13 protein-coding genes are annotated in these 16,066 nt (G+C 67.7%); 11 read left to right on the forward strand and 2 right to left on the reverse strand.

What is annotated here, in order from left to right; translation table 11 throughout:
* Positions 1-2 precede the first annotated feature (2 nt).
* The 11 genes from JL100_RS06455 (at position 3) to JL100_RS06505 (ending at position 11,326) form a co-directional block, all read left to right on the forward strand.
* Positions 3-1,370, forward strand: coding sequence for an ABC transporter substrate-binding protein (locus tag JL100_RS06455; RefSeq protein WP_202679914.1), 1,368 nt, complete (start codon positions 3-5; stop codon positions 1,368-1,370).
* 83 nt (positions 1,371-1,453) lie between these two features.
* Entirely contained in the window at positions 1,454-2,326 is an 873-nt protein-coding gene (locus JL100_RS06460) for a carbohydrate ABC transporter permease (RefSeq protein ID WP_202679915.1), read from the forward strand.
* 13 nt (positions 2,327-2,339) lie between these two features.
* A complete protein-coding gene (locus tag JL100_RS06465; protein ID WP_202679916.1) occupies positions 2,340-3,191 on the forward strand; it encodes a carbohydrate ABC transporter permease in 852 nt (283 codons plus the stop codon).
* A 27-nt stretch (positions 3,192-3,218) separates the two neighbouring features.
* A complete protein-coding gene (locus JL100_RS06470; RefSeq protein ID WP_202679917.1) occupies positions 3,219-4,283 on the forward strand; it encodes an ABC transporter ATP-binding protein in 1,065 nt (354 codons plus the stop codon).
* A 6-nt stretch (positions 4,284-4,289) separates the two neighbouring features.
* Complete coding sequence (locus JL100_RS06475) at positions 4,290-5,378, forward strand: mandelate racemase/muconate lactonizing enzyme family protein (RefSeq protein WP_202679918.1); 1,089 nt, start codon at positions 4,290-4,292, stop codon at positions 5,376-5,378.
* Positions 5,379-5,437: 59 nt separating this feature from the next.
* A complete protein-coding gene (locus JL100_RS06480; protein WP_202679919.1) occupies positions 5,438-6,661 on the forward strand; it encodes a putative DNA modification/repair radical SAM protein in 1,224 nt (407 codons plus the stop codon).
* A 7-nt stretch (positions 6,662-6,668) separates the two neighbouring features.
* Entirely contained in the window at positions 6,669-8,078 is a 1,410-nt protein-coding gene (locus JL100_RS06485) for a UdgX family uracil-DNA binding protein (protein ID WP_202679920.1), read from the forward strand.
* Between the two features lie 43 nt (positions 8,079-8,121).
* Positions 8,122-8,352 carry a hypothetical protein gene (locus JL100_RS06490; protein ID WP_202679921.1) on the forward strand — a complete coding sequence of 77 codons (231 nt, stop codon included), beginning with the start codon at positions 8,122-8,124 and terminating at the stop codon, positions 8,350-8,352.
* Between the two features lie 347 nt (positions 8,353-8,699).
* Complete coding sequence (gene pcsA / locus JL100_RS06495) at positions 8,700-9,425, forward strand: phosphatidylcholine synthase (RefSeq protein WP_202679922.1); 726 nt, start codon at positions 8,700-8,702, stop codon at positions 9,423-9,425.
* A gap of 116 nt (positions 9,426-9,541) precedes the next feature.
* Positions 9,542-10,726, forward strand: coding sequence for a S8 family peptidase (locus JL100_RS06500; protein WP_202679923.1), 1,185 nt, complete (start codon positions 9,542-9,544; stop codon positions 10,724-10,726).
* Positions 10,727-10,798: 72 nt separating this feature from the next.
* Positions 10,799-11,326: a hypothetical protein gene (locus JL100_RS06505; RefSeq protein ID WP_202679924.1), complete on the forward strand. Its 528-nt coding sequence runs from the start codon at positions 10,799-10,801 to the stop codon at positions 11,324-11,326.
* 33 nt (positions 11,327-11,359) lie between these two features.
* Here the strand turns inward: JL100_RS06505 and JL100_RS06510 are convergent, their stop codons facing one another.
* Complete coding sequence (locus tag JL100_RS06510) at positions 11,360-14,464, reverse strand: efflux RND transporter permease subunit (RefSeq protein ID WP_202679925.1); 3,105 nt, start codon at positions 14,462-14,464, stop codon at positions 11,360-11,362.
* A complete protein-coding gene (locus tag JL100_RS06515) occupies positions 14,461-15,582 on the reverse strand; it encodes an efflux RND transporter periplasmic adaptor subunit (protein WP_202679926.1) in 1,122 nt (373 codons plus the stop codon). Before JL100_RS06515 ends, JL100_RS06510 begins: the two co-directional genes overlap by 4 nt.
* Between the last annotated feature and the right edge of the window lie 484 nt (positions 15,583-16,066).

Below are 16,066 nucleotides of genomic sequence, written 5' to 3' on the forward strand. Positions count from 1 at the left end.
CGATGAAGTCGTTGTTGGGTGCGGTTCTGGCCGTCTGCATGGCCGCGACGGCGGGCCAGGCGATGGCCCAGGAAAAGCTGAACGTCTATTGGGTCAAGGGCTTCTACAAGTCCGAGGACGACGCGCTGTTCGAGGCGATCAGGAAGTTCGAGCAGAAGACCGGAGTCAAGGTCGAGCTGTCCCAGTACCCCGTGCAGGACATGATCCCCAAGACGGTCGCGGCGCTGGATTCCGGCACGCCGCCGGATGTCGCCTATGCCGACGTCTATGATTTCCAGGTCACCGGCAAATGGGCCTTCGAGGGCCGGCTGGAGGACATCACCGACGTCCTGGAGCCGATGAAGGACCGGTTCGCGCCGAACACCGTGGAGACGGCGTACCTGCTGAACGAGAGCACGGGCAAGCGCGCCTATTACGCCTTCCCGATCAAGCAGCAGACCATGCATATCCAGTACTGGATCGACATGCTGAACGAGGCGGGTTTCCAGGAGTCGGACATCCCCAAGACCTGGAAGGAATACTGGGCCTTCTGGTGCGGCAAGGTGCAGCCGGCCTACCGCAAGGCTTCTGGCCAGCGGGCCTATGGCATCGGGCAGCCGCTGGGCGTGGACAGCAGCGACTCCTTCTATTCGTTCCTGACCTTCGCCGACGCCTACAACGTCAAGATGGTCAACGACGACGGCAAGCTGCTGGTCGACGATCCCAAGGTCCGGGAAGGCTTGGTCGGCGCGCTGACCGATTATACCGACCCCTATGGCAAGGGCTGCGCGCCGCCGTCGGCCACGAGCTGGAAGGACCCGGACAACAATGTCTCCTTCCACAACAAGACCACCGCCCTGACCCACAACGCGACCATCTCGATCGCGGCCAAGTGGCTGGACGACATGAACAACGCGACCCTGACCCAGGAGCAGCGGGACCAGGCCAAGAAGAACTATGACCAGCTGATCCGCACGGCGGGTTTCCCGCAGAAGCCCGACGGCAGCAAGATGGTCTACCGCGCGGCGGTCAAGACCGGCGTGATCTTCTCCAACGCCCGCAACAAGGAGCGCGGCAAGGAATTCGTGAGGTTCCTGCTCGAGGAGGAGAACCTGACCCCCTATGTGGAGGGCTCGCTCGGCCGCTGGTTCCCGGTCACCAAGGAGGGGCAGGAGCGTCCGTTCTGGAAGGCCGATCCGCACCGGCTGTCGGTCTACAACCAGTTCAAGGACGGCACCGTGACCTTCGAGTTCACCAAGAACTACAAGTTCACGATCCTGAACAACGAGAATGTCTGGGCCAAGGCGGCCAACCGGGTCATCAACGAGAAGGTGCCGGTGGACAAGGCGGTCGATGAGATGATCACCCGCATCAAGGCGGTCGCGGGCTGATCCCGGCACGATGAGGCGGAGGGGCGGCGGGACGCCGGCCCTCCGCGGTGCCCGCTTTCCATCCCACCATCACGGCGGACGCGATGAACACGATTGCGGTTTCCGAAACGGATGCCGAGGCCCCGCCGAAGCGGCGGGGCTGGTCGCCCACACGGGTCTGGGGCACCATCCTGCTGGTGCCCTATGTCCTGGTCTTCCTGTTCTTCGTGGTCTATCCCGTATGCTACGGGTTCTGGCTGGCGCGGGACCCGCAGAGCTATGTCCAGCTGTTCGAAGATCCGATCTTCGTCCGGTCGATCTTCAACACGCTGGTCTTCCTGCTGATCGGCGTGAACCTGAAGATGATGGTGGCGCTGCTGCTGTCGGGGTTCTTCCTGCACGACCGGATCTGGATCCGCTGGCTGTCGCTGATCTTCATCCTGCCCTGGGCGGTGCCGTCGATCCCGACGATCCTGTCCGTGCGCTTCATGCTGAACCCGGAATGGGGCGTGATCAACCAGCTGATCTTCCGGTTCACGGCCGAGGACGGGCCGAACTGGCTGAACGACCCGACGCTGGGCCTGACCTTCTCCATCCTGGTCCATATCTGGAAGAGCCTGCCGTTCTGGACGCTGATCCTGCTGTCCGGGCGGCTCGCGATCTCCAAGGACCTGTACGAGGCGGCGTCGGTGGACGGGGCGAGCTCGGTCCAGCAGTTCCGGTTCGTCACCTGGCCGTCGATGAAGACGCTGTACGTGACCTGCACGGTGCTGTCGATGATCTGGACGCTGGGCGACTTCAACAGCGTCTACCTGCTGACCGGCGGCGGGCCGGCCGACCTGACCCACGTGCTGGCGACGCTGGGCATCCGGTACCTGCGGCTGGACCAGGTGAACCTGTCCATGGCGGCGATCGTCACGGCGCTGCCGCTGGTGCTTCCGCTGGTCTATTTCATGATGAAGCGGCTTTCGAAATGACGGGGTTGCCGGAATGAAGAGGTTTTCCCTGGCGGGGATCGCGGGCGAGGCGAAGCTTCTGCTGATCGGCATCCCGGTCCTGATCTGGACCATGCTGCCCATCTACCACCTGTTCCTGTTCGCGATCTCGCCCCGGGACGCCGCCTTCTCCGGCAATGTCTGGCCGGAGGAGCCGACGCTGCGGAACTTCGAGATCGTGCTGAACCAGGACCATTATTTCCTGATCCACTTCTGGCAGCAGCTGGCCAATTCGCTGATCGTGGCGATCGCGACCGGAGTGCTGACCCTGCTGGTGGCGACCTTCGCCGCCTTCGCGATCAGCAGGCTGAAGGTGGAGGGCGGGCGCACGGTGATGAACCTGGCGCTGTTCACCTATTTCATCCCCGCGGCCTTCCTGGCGGTGCCGATGTACCGGACCATGGGGCTGTACGGGCTGCTGAACAGCAAGTGGGCGCTGATCCTGGCAATGGTCACGGTGGCCTCGCCCTATGCGATCTGGGTGCTGAAGCAGGCCTCGGACAAGCTCCCCTACGAGCTGGACGAGGCGGCGGTGGTGGACGGCGCGTCGCCGATGCAGCTGTTCTGGATGGTCTATCTGCCGCTGATGAAGCCGTCGCTGGTGGCGGTCGGGACCTATGCGCTGCTGCTGGCGTGGAACGAGTATCTCTACGCCTTCCTGCTGCTGTCCCGCGACACCGACATCACCCTGCCGGTGGCGCTTGGCAATTTCCTGGCGGCGGACGACTCGCCGTGGGAGCTGCTGATGACCACCGGGCTGATCTACGCGCTGCCGCCGGCGGCGATCTACTACGCCTTCAAGCGCTACATGGTCTCCGGCCTGACCGCGGGCGCCGTCAAGAGCTGAGCGTGACCGACATTTGGGGAATCAATCATGGCCTCGGTTGAGATCAGGGACGTCCGCAAGTCCTATGGCACGGCGCAGGTGCTCCATGGCGTGTCGGTCGATATCCGGGACGGCGAGTTCGTCATCCTGGTGGGGCCCTCGGGCTGCGGGAAATCGACGCTGCTGCGCATGCTCGCCGGGCTGGAGAGCATCACCGGCGGCGAGATCCGCATCGGCCCGCGGGTGGTCAACGACGTGCCGCCCAAGGAACGGGACATCGCCATGGTGTTCCAGAACTATGCGCTCTACCCGCACATGACGGTGGCCGAGAACATGGCCTTCTCCATGCGGCTTCGGCGGGCGAAGAAGTCGGAGATCGAGGTGCGGGTCAACCGGGCCGCCGAGATCCTGGGCCTGACCAAGCTGCTGGCCCGCTATCCCAAGGAGCTGTCCGGCGGCCAGCGCCAGCGCGTCGCCATGGGGCGGGCGATCGTGCGGGACCCCAAGGTGTTCCTGTTCGACGAGCCGCTGTCCAACCTGGACGCCAAGCTTCGGGTCGCCATGCGCGCCGAGATCAAGGAGTTGCACCAGCGGCTTCGGACCACGACGGTCTATGTCACCCACGACCAGATCGAGGCCATGACCATGGCCGACAAGATCGTCGTGATGCGCGACGGGATCGTGGAGCAGGTCGGGGCGCCGCTGGACCTGTACGACAGGCCGGACAACCTGTTCGTCGCCGGCTTCATCGGGTCGCCGGCCATGAACCTGATCGAGGGCCGGATCGAGGGTGGAAGCTTCGTCAGCCAGGGCGGGCTTCGGCTGCCGCTGCCGGCGGGGTGGGAGGACTCTGCCGGCCGGCCCGTCACCTATGGGCTGCGGCCCGAGCACATCACGCTGAGCGACACCGGCGTGCCGGTGGAGGTGGTGGTGGTCGAGCCGACCGGGTCGGAGACCCTGATCGTGGTCAAGGGCGGGCAGACGGAACTGGACTGCCTGTTCCGCAGCCGCATCCTGCCGGCCCCCGGCGAGACGTTGCGCATCCGGCCCGACACCGCGCACGTGCATCTTTTCGATAGCGAAACGGGCCGCCGGCTGGCGGCGCAGGGTTGAGGACCAATGGCGAAACTTGCTTCGATCGAACCAGGGTTCTACCGCATCCCGCTGCCGGTGGTGCTGACCGACAGCACCCATGGCGAGATGAAGGCCTTCGAGCTGAACACCGTCCGGCTGCGCGATGCCGACGGGGCGGAGGGCGTCGGCTATACCTTCACCGTGGGCCGGAACGGCGGCGCCGTCGATTCCGTGCTGACCCGCGAGATCCCCGAGTTGATGCAGGGGGAGGAGGCCGACGCGATCGAGTGGCTGTGGCAGAAGGCCTGGTGGGCGCTCCACTATGGCGGGCGGGGCGGCCCGACGGTGCTGGCGCTGTCGGCCTTCGACATGGCCCTGTGGGACCTGAAGGCTCGGCGGGCCGGGCTGCCGCTGTGGCGGCTGCTGGGCGGCTACGATGCCAAAGTGCCGTGCTATGCCGGGGGCATCGACCTGGAGCTGCCGTTGGACGCGCTGCTCCGCCAGACCGACGACAACCTCGCCAAGGGGTTCCGGGCGATCAAGATGAAGGTCGGGCGGCGGGACCTGTTCGAGGATGTCGAGCGGGTCGCGGCGATGCGGGAGCATCTGGGCCGGGGCTTCCCGCTGATGGTGGACGCCAACATGAAGTGGGGGGTGGACGAGGCGATCCGCGCCGCCCGGGCGCTCCAGCCGTTCGACCTGACCTGGCTGGAGGAGCCGACCATTCCGGACGACCCGGCGGGCCATGCCCGCATCGTCCGCGAGGGCGGGCTGCCGATCGCGGCCGGCGAGAACCTGCGGACCCTGTGGGAGTTCAAGCTCTACATCGCGGGCGGCGGCGTGACCTATCCGGAGCCGGACGTCACGAACTGCGGCGGCATCACGCCCTTCATGAAGATCGCTCACCTGGCGGAAGCCTTCAACCTGCCGGTGACCAGCCACGGCGCCCATGACGTGACGGTGCATCTGCTGGCCGCCTGCCCGAACCGGTCGTTCCTGGAGGCCCACGGCTTCGGGCTGGACCGCTACATCGCGGAGCCGCTGCGGATCGAGGAGGGAGTCGCGATCGCACCGGAGCGGCCGGGGCACGGGATGGAGTTCGACTGGAAGGGGTTGGAGAAGATCCGGGGCTGATCCCTTGACCGGAGGCCCGCTCGCACTAGAACATTATGTGAACGAGTGCGGGCGGGAAAATGGAACTGCGAGAGAAGCTGGAAATCCTGGCGGATGCTGCCAAGTACGACGCGTCCTGCGCGTCGAGCGGATCGGACCGCAAGACTTCCGCCGGGACCAAGGACGGGATCGGCTCGACCGAGGGCATGGGCATCTGCCATGCCTATGCGCCGGACGGGCGCTGCATCTCGCTGCTGAAGATCCTGCTGACCAATTTCTGCGTCTATGACTGCCTGTACTGCGTCAACCGGCGGTCCAGCAATGTCCGCCGCGCCCGCTTCACGCCGGAGGAGGTGGTCAGGCTGACCCTGGGCTTCTACCGGCGCAACTATATCGAGGGACTCTTCCTCAGCTCCGGCATTATCCAAAGCCCCGACTACACGATGGAACAGCTGGTCCGGGTGGCGAAGATGCTGCGGGAGGACCATGGCTTCCGCGGCTACATCCACCTGAAGACGATCCCCGACGCCTCGCCCGAGTTGCTGGCCGAAGCGGGGCTGTATGCCGACCGGCTCAGCATCAATATCGAGCTTCCGTCGGAGCCCTCGCTGGACCGGCTGGCGCCGGAGAAGGACGCGGGGGCGATCCGGCGCTCTATGGGGCGGCTGCGGCTGCGGATCGAGGAGGCGAAGTCGAGCCCGCGCGAGCCGCGCTTCGCGCCGGGCGGCCAGAGCACCCAGATGATCGTCGGGGCCGACGGGACCGACGACCGGGGCATCCTGGCGACCAGCGACCGGCTCTATACCGGGTACCGGCTGCGCCGGGTCTATTATTCCGCCTTCAGCCCGATCCCGGACGGCAGCTCCAGCCTGCCGCCGGGAGCGCCGCCGCTGGTCAGGGAGCACCGGCTGTACCAGGCCGACTGGCTGATGCGGTTCTACGGCTTCGACGCGGGGGAGATCGTGCCGGACGGCGGGCTGCTGGACCTGGAGATCGACCCGAAGCTGGCCTGGGCGCTGGTCAACCGCCACCGCTTCCCGGTGGATGTCAACAAGGCGGACCGGGAAAGCCTGCTGCGGGTGCCCGGCATGGGCGTACGTACGGTGGACCGGCTGCTGTCGATCAGGAAGCACAAGGCCGTACGCCTGGAAGACCTGGGGCGGCTGAGGGTACAGGTCGCCAAGGTGGCGCCCTTCGTCACCACGGCGGACCCGCAGGTGGGCCGCTCGCTGCTGGACCGGATCGACCTGCGGCAGAGGCTGGCGCCCCGGCCGGCGCAGCTGGCGCTGCCGCTGTTCGCCTGAGGCCGGTATGCACGCGGTCGAGCTGGCCCATCCCGTCGATTTCGAAGGCTGGCGCGCGGCGGCGCGGCGGATGGTGCTGGCCGACGCCCGGCCGGAGGCGGTGGACTGGCGGGTAGGCGCCCAGGCGGGACTGTTCGGCGATGCGGCGGCACCGATCGTTCCGGAAGCGGTACGGAACCGCGCCTTCACCGTGCCGAAGGACTTCCTGGAACTGGCGGAGACCGTCGTCTGCCACCGCGACCCGGCGCGCTTCGCGCTGCTCTACGGATTGCTCTGGCGGCTGACTCATGGGGAGCCGAAGCTGCTGGAGATCGTGTCGGACCGGGAGGTCCACCGGGCCGAGGCCATGGCGCGGGCGATCCGGCGCGACATCCACAAGATGCACGCTTTCGTCCGGTTCCGCGAGCGGGAAGGGCATTATCTCGCCTGGTTCGAGCCGGACCACTTCATCGTGGAGCGGGCGGCGCCGTTCTTCGCCCGCCGGTTCACCAACATGGACTGGTCGATCCTGACGCCGGACCGCAGCGTCCATTGGGACGGCGGGACGCTGCATTTCACCCCCGGAGCCAGCCGGGCCGAGGTGCCCGACGAGGACGCGCTGGAGGATTACTGGCGCAGCTATTACGCCAGCATCTTCAACCCGGCCCGGCTGAAGGTCGCGGCCATGCAGTCGGAGATGCCGCGGAAATACTGGCACAACCTGCCCGAGGCACGGCTGATCGCCCCGCTGATCCGCGACGCCGGCCGCAGGGCCGCCGCCATGGTCGAGAGCGGGGTGACGCTGCCGGCGCCCAAGTCCGGGCGTTGGGCCGAGGCCGTGCCGGATGTCCGGGCGCCGGAGCCCGAGGGCGGTCTCCAGGCCTGCCGGCGCTGTACCCTGTGGCGGAACGCGACCCAGGCGGTCCCGGGCGAGGGGCCGACAGGAGCGCGACTAATGCTGGTGGGCGAGCAGCCGGGCGACCAGGAAGACCTGGCAGGCCGAGCATTCGTCGGGCCGGCGGGGCAGTTGCTGGACCGGGCGCTGGTCGAGGCCGGCATCGTGCGGTCGGACTGCTACGTCACCAACGCGGTCAAGCATTTCAAGTTCACGCCGCGCGGCAAGCGCCGCATCCACCAGAAGCCCGATGCCGGCGAGGTCGAGCATTGCCGCTGGTGGCTGGAGGAGGAGGTCGCGGCGGTCCGCCCGCGCCTGATCGTGGCCTTGGGCGCCACGGCCGGCCGGGCGCTGCTGCGCCGCGAGGTCACGGTCCAGCGCGAGCGCGGCGCCGTCCTGCGGCTGGAGGAGGGGCGGTCGATGCTGCTGACCGTGCACCCGTCGTACCTGCTCCGGCTGCCCGATCCGACCGCGAAGGCGGCGGAGTACGATCGTTTCGTCACCGATCTGAAGCTTGCTACCTCTTTTGCGACGGCGCCGTGAACGGCGGCCGGTGGCATTCTCCGGTTATCGATGGGGAGTGACCATGCAACCACGATTTGGCCATGCCGTACTGACAGAGGACGACCGGAGGCGCCTGCGCGACCGCCTGGAGCGGCTGGGCGAGCAGAAGGTCAGGCTGATGTCGGGGGTCGACTGCGTACGCTATTTCGGCAACTGGCAGGCCGCGGAGTTGGTCGACGAGTGGCTGGAGGTCAAGGACGCCGAACGCCAGGAACAGTCGGGACTGCTGAGGCGCCTGTTCGGAAGGAAGTGACCTCTCCCCCATTCCGGCGATTGAGTTTCGCCGCCCGGGCGGCTAGGCGTACGCTGCCCGCCGCGCCGCCGGAGCAATTCGCCCGGGCAGAAGGGCAGGGACCGGATCATCCCTTCACTATGCCGCTCCGTGACGTTACTATGGCGAATTCGGTTTACGGCATTGCGATTGAACATTCAGCCGCCGCCGTATGTTCCAGAAGGAACTTGTCGCTGTCCCTGAAAGGCCATGCGCCCACGACCCTGGCCCATGAACCCGATGCGGCCCCGAAGAGACCAGGCTGAAGAAGTAGCATGCGCTCGGCGTGAGGCCGGTGCGGAGATTTGCAGGTGGAAATGACTTCCAGGATGACCGAAGTGACCGAGCCTTATTCCCACGTCCAAAAGGCCGCCGCCTGGGTGGTCCACGCCGTCACGGCGAGCGGGGTGGTGCTCGGGCTGATGGCCCTGCTGGCGCTGGTGGACAACAACGCCGAAGGCTGCCTGCTCTGGCTCGGCGCGGCGCTCCTGGTGGACGGGGTGGACGGGACGCTGGCCCGCAAGTTCTCGGTCAAGCGGGTGCTGCCGAATTTTGACGGCGCGACCCTGGACCTGGTGATCGACTATCTGACGTACGTGTTCATCCCCGCGATCTTCATCTACAAGTTTATCCCGCTTCCGGGACCGCTCGAACTGGTGGCGGTGGCCTTCATCCTGCTGTCGGCGCTCTATTGCTTCTGCAACGTCAACATGAAGAGCAACGACAACTACTTCGTGGGATTCCCGGCGGTCTGGAACGTGGTCGCCTTGTACCTCTTCATCCTGGACCTGGACCCGGCGGTCACCTTCGCCCTGATCACCTTCTTCGCCCTGATGACCTTCACCACGGCCAAGTTCGTGCATCCCTTCCGGGTGCCGCACCTGATGCCGGTCAACATCGCGATGACCGCGGTCTGGATGATCAGCAGCCTGCTGCTCGTCCTGAACCAGCCGGACGACCCGATGGTGCTGATGGTTCCGTGGATCGTCGCCTCCGCCTGGTTCACCGGCATCTGCGCCTGGCGGACCGTGCTGGGATACGCGCGCGGCGCCTGACCGGCCGGCGCGGGCCTCTCTTTCTGCCAAGTCCGTTTGACCAATGGACAACCCGGCCCGGAGTCGTGTGACTCTGGATGCCGGTCGGTAGAGTCCTGGTAGGAGGAAGCATCCCGATGCGAAATTATGCCATCCTGCGAAATCTATCTCCCCTTGCGACCGCGGAGCCGTTCGAGCGCCGCGCCCGGAGCCTGGGCCGGGGAACCGTCATCGTGCCGCCGCCCGAGCCGATGATCGACGTGGCGCGGCTGACCTCGCGCCAGGTTCGGGAAGTGGCGCGCGATCCGGGCGTCCGCGGCATCGCTCCGGTCATGCCCATCGCGCTGATCCGGCCGTTCGAGATTCCCGAGGCGGAGGCCGCCACCCAGGCCTGGGGGATCGGCGCTGTCCGGGCCGACGTCTCGGCCTTCACGGGGGCCGGGGTCACGGTGGCGGTGCTGGATACCGGCATCGACGCCGACCATCCCGCCTTCGAGGGCGTGGAGCTGGTCCAGGAGGATTTCTCCGGGTCGGGCAACGGCGACAGGCAGGGGCACGGCACCCACTGCGCCGGCACGATCTTCGGACGCGACGTTGACGGCACGCGGATCGGCGTCGCCCGCGGCGTCGGCCGGGCCCTGATCGGCAAGGTGCTCGGCGACGACGGCAGCGGCGACAGCGACATGATCTTCCGGGGCATCCAGTGGGCGGTCCAGGAGGGCGCCCAGGTGATCTCCATGTCCCTGGGGTTCGATTTCCCCGGGCTGGTCGCCCGGCTGGTGGCGGACGACTGGCCGCCGGAACTGGCGACCTCGGTCGCGCTGGAAGGCTATCGCGGCAATCTCCGGATGTTCGACGCCCTGATGGAGATGGTCGAGGCGCGGGCCGCCTTCTCGACGGGCACCGTGCTGGTGGCCGCCGCGGGCAACGAGAGCCGGCGCGACCGGAACAAGGACTTCGAGGTCGCCGTGTCGATCCCGGCGGCGGCCCAGGGCATCATCTCGGTCGGCGCGCTGGGCCAGACCGGGACGTCCCTGGGCGTGGCGCCCTTCTCCAACACCTTCCCGCAGGTCAGCGCCCCGGGCGTCAACGTGCTGTCGGCCCGGGCCGGCGGCGGTCTGGTCGCCCTGAACGGCACCAGCATGGCGACCCCCCATGTCGCCGGCGTCGCGGCGCTGTGGTGGGAGGCCATGGGCGGCGCGCCGGCCCGGATCGCCGCGTCGGCCGTCGCCGCGAAGATCCTGGGGCAGGCGCGGACCGACGTCTTCCTGTCGGATGCGGACCCGGCGGACCACGGGCTGGGGCTCGTCACGGCGCCGTGAGCCGGCGCCCGGGGTGAAACCACCGGGCCGGGCGGCGTGTTGTCGAGGAGGTTCCCGTCCCATGAGGTCTCCTTGAAACGCGTCGTCCCCGGCCTGCTGCTGGTCGCCTTGCTGGCGGGCTGCCAAGCGCCTGTCCGCATGTCCAACATGATCGTTCCCGGCACCGATCGGATAGCAGGACAGACCGACCGCGCGCTGGCGGTCCAGGTCGGCAGCGTGAGCGGGGGAAGCTCCCTGAACGTCCTGAACCAGATCCGGGTTTCCGACCTGGACCTGCGGGAAGCGCTGATCAACTCGCTCGCGGTGCGCGGCGCCCTGGCGGCGAGCCAGCCGCGCTACCGGGTCGATGCCGAACTGCTCCGCACGACCCGGGGCTTGCAGGAGATCCTGCTGGGGCTCAACGTGACGGCGGAGGTGGAGATCCGCTATCTGGTCACCGACACCGCGACCGGGGCGGTCGTCCTGTCCCGGCCGATCGTCTCGACCGGGACCGCGTCCTCGTCGGATTATTTCAGCCCGACCGAGCGGACGCGCGTCGCGACCGAGCGGGCGATCCAGGACAACATGCGGAAGCTGCTGGCGGAGCTTTACGGTTTGTGACCCGCCCCGGTCGCCCCCTTTGCCCCTGGATCATCACTCCGCCGGCTGGCGGTTTCGCAGGTCCTGGAGCTGGCGGTTCAGGTCCTCCGCGACGGAGTTGGCGGGGCGGGTGAAGCGGGCGAGCAGGTCGTAGAGCACCGGCGTGACGAAAAGGGTCAGCAGGGACGCGACCGTCAGCCCGCCGATGATCACGGCGCCGATCGCGACCCGGCTCTCGGCGCCGGCCCCGGTGGCGAGCAGCAGGGGAACCGCGCCCAGCACGGTGGACAGCACCGTCATCAGGATCGGCCGGAAGCGGAGCGCCGATCCTTCCGTGATCGCCTGCCGGACGTCCATCCCCTCGGCGCGGAGCTGGTTGGCGAACTCGACGATCAGGATGCCGTTCTTCGCCATCAGGCCGATCAGCAGCACCATGCCGACCTGGCTGTAGATGTTCAGCGACAACCCGCCCAGCGCCAGCGCGGCGAGAGCGCCGGCGAGGCCGAGCGGCACCGTCAGCATGATGATCAGCGGATGGATGAAGCTTTCGAACTGGGCGGCCAGCACCAGGAAGACGATCAGCAGCGCAATCCCGAAGGTGATGGCGATGCCGCCGGAGGTTTCCAGGAACTGCTGGCTCTGCCCGGTGTAGCTGATCCGGCCCTCGGGTGGCAGCTCCTCCGCCGCGATCTCGTTCATGAAATCGATGGCGGAGCCCAGGTCGTACCCGTCGGCCAGCGACGCCGAGACGGTGATCGACGGCAGCCGGTCGAACCGCTTCAACTCGGGCGCCGCCGCCAGCTCCTCCAGGGTGACCAGCGCATTGAGCGGGACCAGCGATCCGTCGTCGCCGGCCCGGACGAAGATGTTCTTCAGGTCGGCCGGCGTCTGGCGGTCGCTGTCGCGCGCCTGGATGATCACGGGATAGACCCGGCCCCGGTTGATGTAGTCGGTGACCTCGCGGGACGCCAGCATGGTCTGGAGCGTGCTGCCGATCTGCTCGATCCCGATTTCCAGGTCGTCGGCCTTGCGTCGGTCGATCAGCACGTTGAACTGGGGCCGCGTCGCCTCGAAATCGGTCTCGACGTTCTGAAGGCCCGGGTTCTCCAGGGCGCGGGCGACGATGCGGTCCGACCATTCCTGGATCGTGGCGTAGTCCTGGCCGCCGATCACCACCTGGAGCGGCGCGCTGCTGCCGCGCTGGCCCAGGCCCGCCGGGTTGACCGGGAAGGCGCGGACGCCGGGTATGCCGCTGACGCCGGGAACGATCGAGTTCACGATCTCGCGCTGGCTCCGCTCGCGCTCGGACCAGTCGGCCAGGCCCGCCACCACGAAGCCCCGGCCCGGCTGGTCTCGGAAGCCCACGATGGCGAAGATGCGGTCGGCTTCCCCCGATTCCCGCAAGGGGGCCAGGACTTCCTCGATCCGGCGCACGTTGGCATCGGTGTAGCCGACCGTGGCCCCCTCGGGGGCGGTCACCGGGATGAAGAAGACGCCGCGGTCCTCCGTCGGGGTCAGCTCGCGCGGGAGGATGTCGTAGAGCAGGACGGTCCCGGCGGAGACGGCACCGGCCACCGCGAGCACCAGGACGGGCATGCCGAGCGCGCGCTTGAGCAGGCGCCGGTAGGCTTCCGCCATGCCGTTGAAGGCGTGCTCCAGCCCCCGGCCGATCCGCCCGGGCTTGTCCTCGGCGCGCAGCAGCTTGGAGCACAGCATGGCGCACAGGGACAGCGCCACGAAGGTCGAGATCGCGACCGCCGCGGCCATGACGACGCCGAACTCGGCGAACAGGCGGCCGACCTGTCCCTCCAGCGTCGAGATCGGCAGGAAGACGGCGACCAGGGTCAGCGAGGTCGCGATCACCGCGAAGGTGACCTGCCGGGTACCGAGGAAGGCGGCGGCCAGCGGATGCTCGCCCCCTTCGACCCGCCGCTGGATGTTCTCCAGCACGACGATCGCATCGTCCACCACCAAGCCGATGGCGAGCAGGAGCGCCAGCAGGGTGAGGACGTTGATCGAGAAGCCGAAGGCATAGATGAAGGCCAGCGTGCCGATCACGGCGACCGGAATGGTGACGGCCGGCACGATCGTTGCGCGGGCGGAATGAAGAAACAGGAAGATCACCGCGATGACCAGCAGCACCGACATGCCGAGCGCTATCACCACCTCCTCGATCGACTGGGAGATGAAGATGGCATCGTCGGAGCTGACCATCACCGACATGCCCTCGGGCAGGGTGGGGCGCAACGCCTCCAGCTCGGCGCGAACCTGGTTGCTGACCTCGATCGTGTTGGCCTGGGACTGCCGCAGCACGCCCAGCCCGACGGCGGCCTGGCCGTTGGACCGGACGACCGAATCGTCGTCCTCGACACCCAGATCCACCTGGGCCAGATCGCCGAGCCGGACAGGGAAATTGCCGACCTGCGCCACGACGATCTCGCGGAACTCCTCCACCGTGCGCAGCCGGGTGTCGGTGCGGATGGTGAACTGGCGGGAGACCGATTCCAGCTCTCCCGCCGGCAGTTCCACATTGTTCCGCCGCAGGGCCGATTCCACGTCGGCGACGGTCAGGTTGCGGGCGGCCAGCGCCTCGCGGTCCAGCCAGATGCGGATGGCGTAGCGCCGCTCCCCGAAGATCTCGACCTGCGCCACCCCGTTCAGAACCGACAGCCGGTCCACGATGAAGCGGCTGGCATAGTCGTTGATGTCGGCCGGAGTCATGCGGTCGCTGGTGATGGCGATCCGCATGATCGGCTGGGCGTCGCTGTCGGTCTTGACAATCTCCGGCGGGTCCGCCTCCTCGGGCAGGTCGATGGAGACGCGACCGACCGCGTCGCGCACGTCGTTGGCCGCCTGGTCGATGTCGCGGGAGGTGACGAACTCGACCACGACGCGACCGCGACCCAGGCGACTGGACGAGCGGATGCTACGGATGCCGTCCACGCTGCTGATGCCGCCCTCGATCACCTCGATGATCTCGGTGTCGATGATCTCCGGCGCTGCGCCGGGATAGGTCATCGTGATCGTGACGACGGCGGTGTCCACGTCGGGCAGCTCGCGCACCGGCAGCCGCAGCAGGGCGGCGATGCCGATGACCACGATCAGCGCGCTGAGGACGATCGAGAGGACCGGACGCTTGATGCTGAGATCGGAAATCATCCCCTGCGCTCCGCCACCTTGTCGGCGCGGTCCTCGGAAGTGGGGGCCGGTACGGTGGGCAGCCGGACGGCCGAGCCGGGGCGCAGCCGCTGGAGGCCCGCGGTCACGACGCGGTCACCGATCCCGATGCCCTCGACCACCTCGACCTCGCCGACCCGGCGCTGGCCCAGGCGGATCTCGACCCGCTCCGCCCGGGGCTCGGCCGGCGTTCCGACGATGCGGTAGACGAAGTTGGAGCGTCCTTCGGCCAGCACGGCCTCCTCCGGGACCAGGATGGCGTCGGGGCGGGTGGACAGGGTGACCCGGGCCAGCATGAACAGGCCGCCGGGCAGGCGTCCCTCGGGGTTGGGAAATTCGGCACGGACCCGGAATGAACGCGATACCGCGTCGATCCGGGTATCGATGGCGGCGACCGCGCCGGTGAAGTCGGTGTCCGGGAAGGCCGTGCTGGTGGCGCTCACGGGCTGGCCCTGGCGGATCGCGCCGAAGAAGCGCTCCGGCACCGCGAATTCGAGCTCGATGACGGACAGGTCGTCCAGCCGGGTCAGCACGGTGCTGTCGGTGACGCGGGCGCCCACGTCGACCTCCCGCAATCCGACGATGCCGGCGAAGGGGGCGTTGACCGTCCGGTCGCGCAGCCGCTGACGCTCCGCCGCGACGCGCGCCTCGGCCGTGAGGAAGGCCGCGCGAAGCTCGTCCACCCGCGCTTCGGAGACGGCGCTGTTGGAGACGAGCCGTCGGGCGCGCTCCAGCTGCGCCCGGGCATCGACCAGGACGGCTTCGGCCTCGGCGAGGTTCGCTTCCTGGATGCCGCGGTCCAGCCGGACCAGGGGCTGGCCCTGTTCGACGCGCTGCCCGGTCTCGAACAGGATCTCGTCCACCCGGCCGCTGTCGTCGGCGATCACTTCGATCGACTGGCGCGGCCGGGTGGTGCCCACCGCCTCGATCACCTCGGAAACCTCGCCCCGGCGGGCTTCGGCGACTTCGACGGGAACGGCGGGAGGGCCTTCCCCGGCTTGCTGGGCGGCGTCGCTTCCCGGCGTCTCCAGGTACCACCAGGCACCTGCGGAAAGGGCGATCAGGACCAGGACGATGACGATCTGGCGGACCATGGTCATCGAGCGGCTCTTTGCATGTAGGGTTCCCCGGCGGCGGTTCGATCCCCTATAAGCTTGCGGCGGAACGGCTCAGGACAAGGGTAAATCGGAACCGAAGCACCGGGAATCCCGCAGTTCGGCCGGACATAGGGCCAATACCGCTCACTTTGGGCATCTCTGATGTTGATACGGCATCATGTTATTGATGCCGGCGGCTGGGCCGATGTCGCTAAAGACAGCGTGCTTGCTGCTGGGCAGCCGCACTGGTGATCACGTCACCCTTGGAGCTTTGACGCCCACAGTGCCGGAAGACGTGATCGATCAGGTGCTGACATGCCGGCGGCGATTGATGGACGGGTCTTACCTGAGCCACATCCGGTCCAGTCTGACCAGGAAACCGCGACGATCGTGGTTCAGGTTGTCGAGTGGCGCTTGGAAGGCATGCCCGACTCAGAGCTTCCCATTCGCCTGATCATCGGTCTGCTGTAGAACCCCGCCGGCCCCA

Source organism: Skermanella mucosa (assembly GCF_016765655.2).
Taxonomy (GTDB): domain Bacteria; phylum Pseudomonadota; class Alphaproteobacteria; order Azospirillales; family Azospirillaceae; genus Skermanella; species Skermanella mucosa.

Excerpts from the sequence above, each read along its gene's own strand:
- JL100_RS06515 (WP_202679926.1), bottom strand. The coding sequence starts at position 15,582 with ATGACCATGGTCCGCCAGATCGTCATCGTCCTGGTCCTGATCGCCCTT.
- JL100_RS06460 (WP_202679915.1), top strand. The coding sequence starts at position 1,454 with ATGAACACGATTGCGGTTTCCGAAACGGATGCCGAGGCCCCGCCGAAG.
- JL100_RS06475 (WP_202679918.1), top strand. The coding sequence starts at position 4,290 with ATGGCGAAACTTGCTTCGATCGAACCAGGGTTCTACCGCATCCCGCTG.
- JL100_RS06465 (WP_202679916.1), top strand. The coding sequence starts at position 2,340 with ATGAAGAGGTTTTCCCTGGCGGGGATCGCGGGCGAGGCGAAGCTTCTG.
- JL100_RS06470 (WP_202679917.1), top strand. The coding sequence starts at position 3,219 with ATGGCCTCGGTTGAGATCAGGGACGTCCGCAAGTCCTATGGCACGGCG.
- JL100_RS06500 (WP_202679923.1), top strand. The coding sequence starts at position 9,542 with ATGCGAAATTATGCCATCCTGCGAAATCTATCTCCCCTTGCGACCGCG.
- JL100_RS06480 (WP_202679919.1), top strand. The coding sequence starts at position 5,438 with ATGGAACTGCGAGAGAAGCTGGAAATCCTGGCGGATGCTGCCAAGTAC.
- JL100_RS06455 (WP_202679914.1), top strand. The coding sequence starts at position 3 with ATGAAGTCGTTGTTGGGTGCGGTTCTGGCCGTCTGCATGGCCGCGACG.
- JL100_RS06485 (WP_202679920.1), top strand. The coding sequence starts at position 6,669 with ATGCACGCGGTCGAGCTGGCCCATCCCGTCGATTTCGAAGGCTGGCGC.
- JL100_RS06490 (WP_202679921.1), top strand. The coding sequence starts at position 8,122 with ATGCAACCACGATTTGGCCATGCCGTACTGACAGAGGACGACCGGAGG.
- JL100_RS06510 (WP_202679925.1), bottom strand. The coding sequence starts at position 14,464 with ATGATTTCCGATCTCAGCATCAAGCGTCCGGTCCTCTCGATCGTCCTC.
- pcsA (WP_202679922.1), top strand. The coding sequence starts at position 8,700 with ATGACCGAAGTGACCGAGCCTTATTCCCACGTCCAAAAGGCCGCCGCC.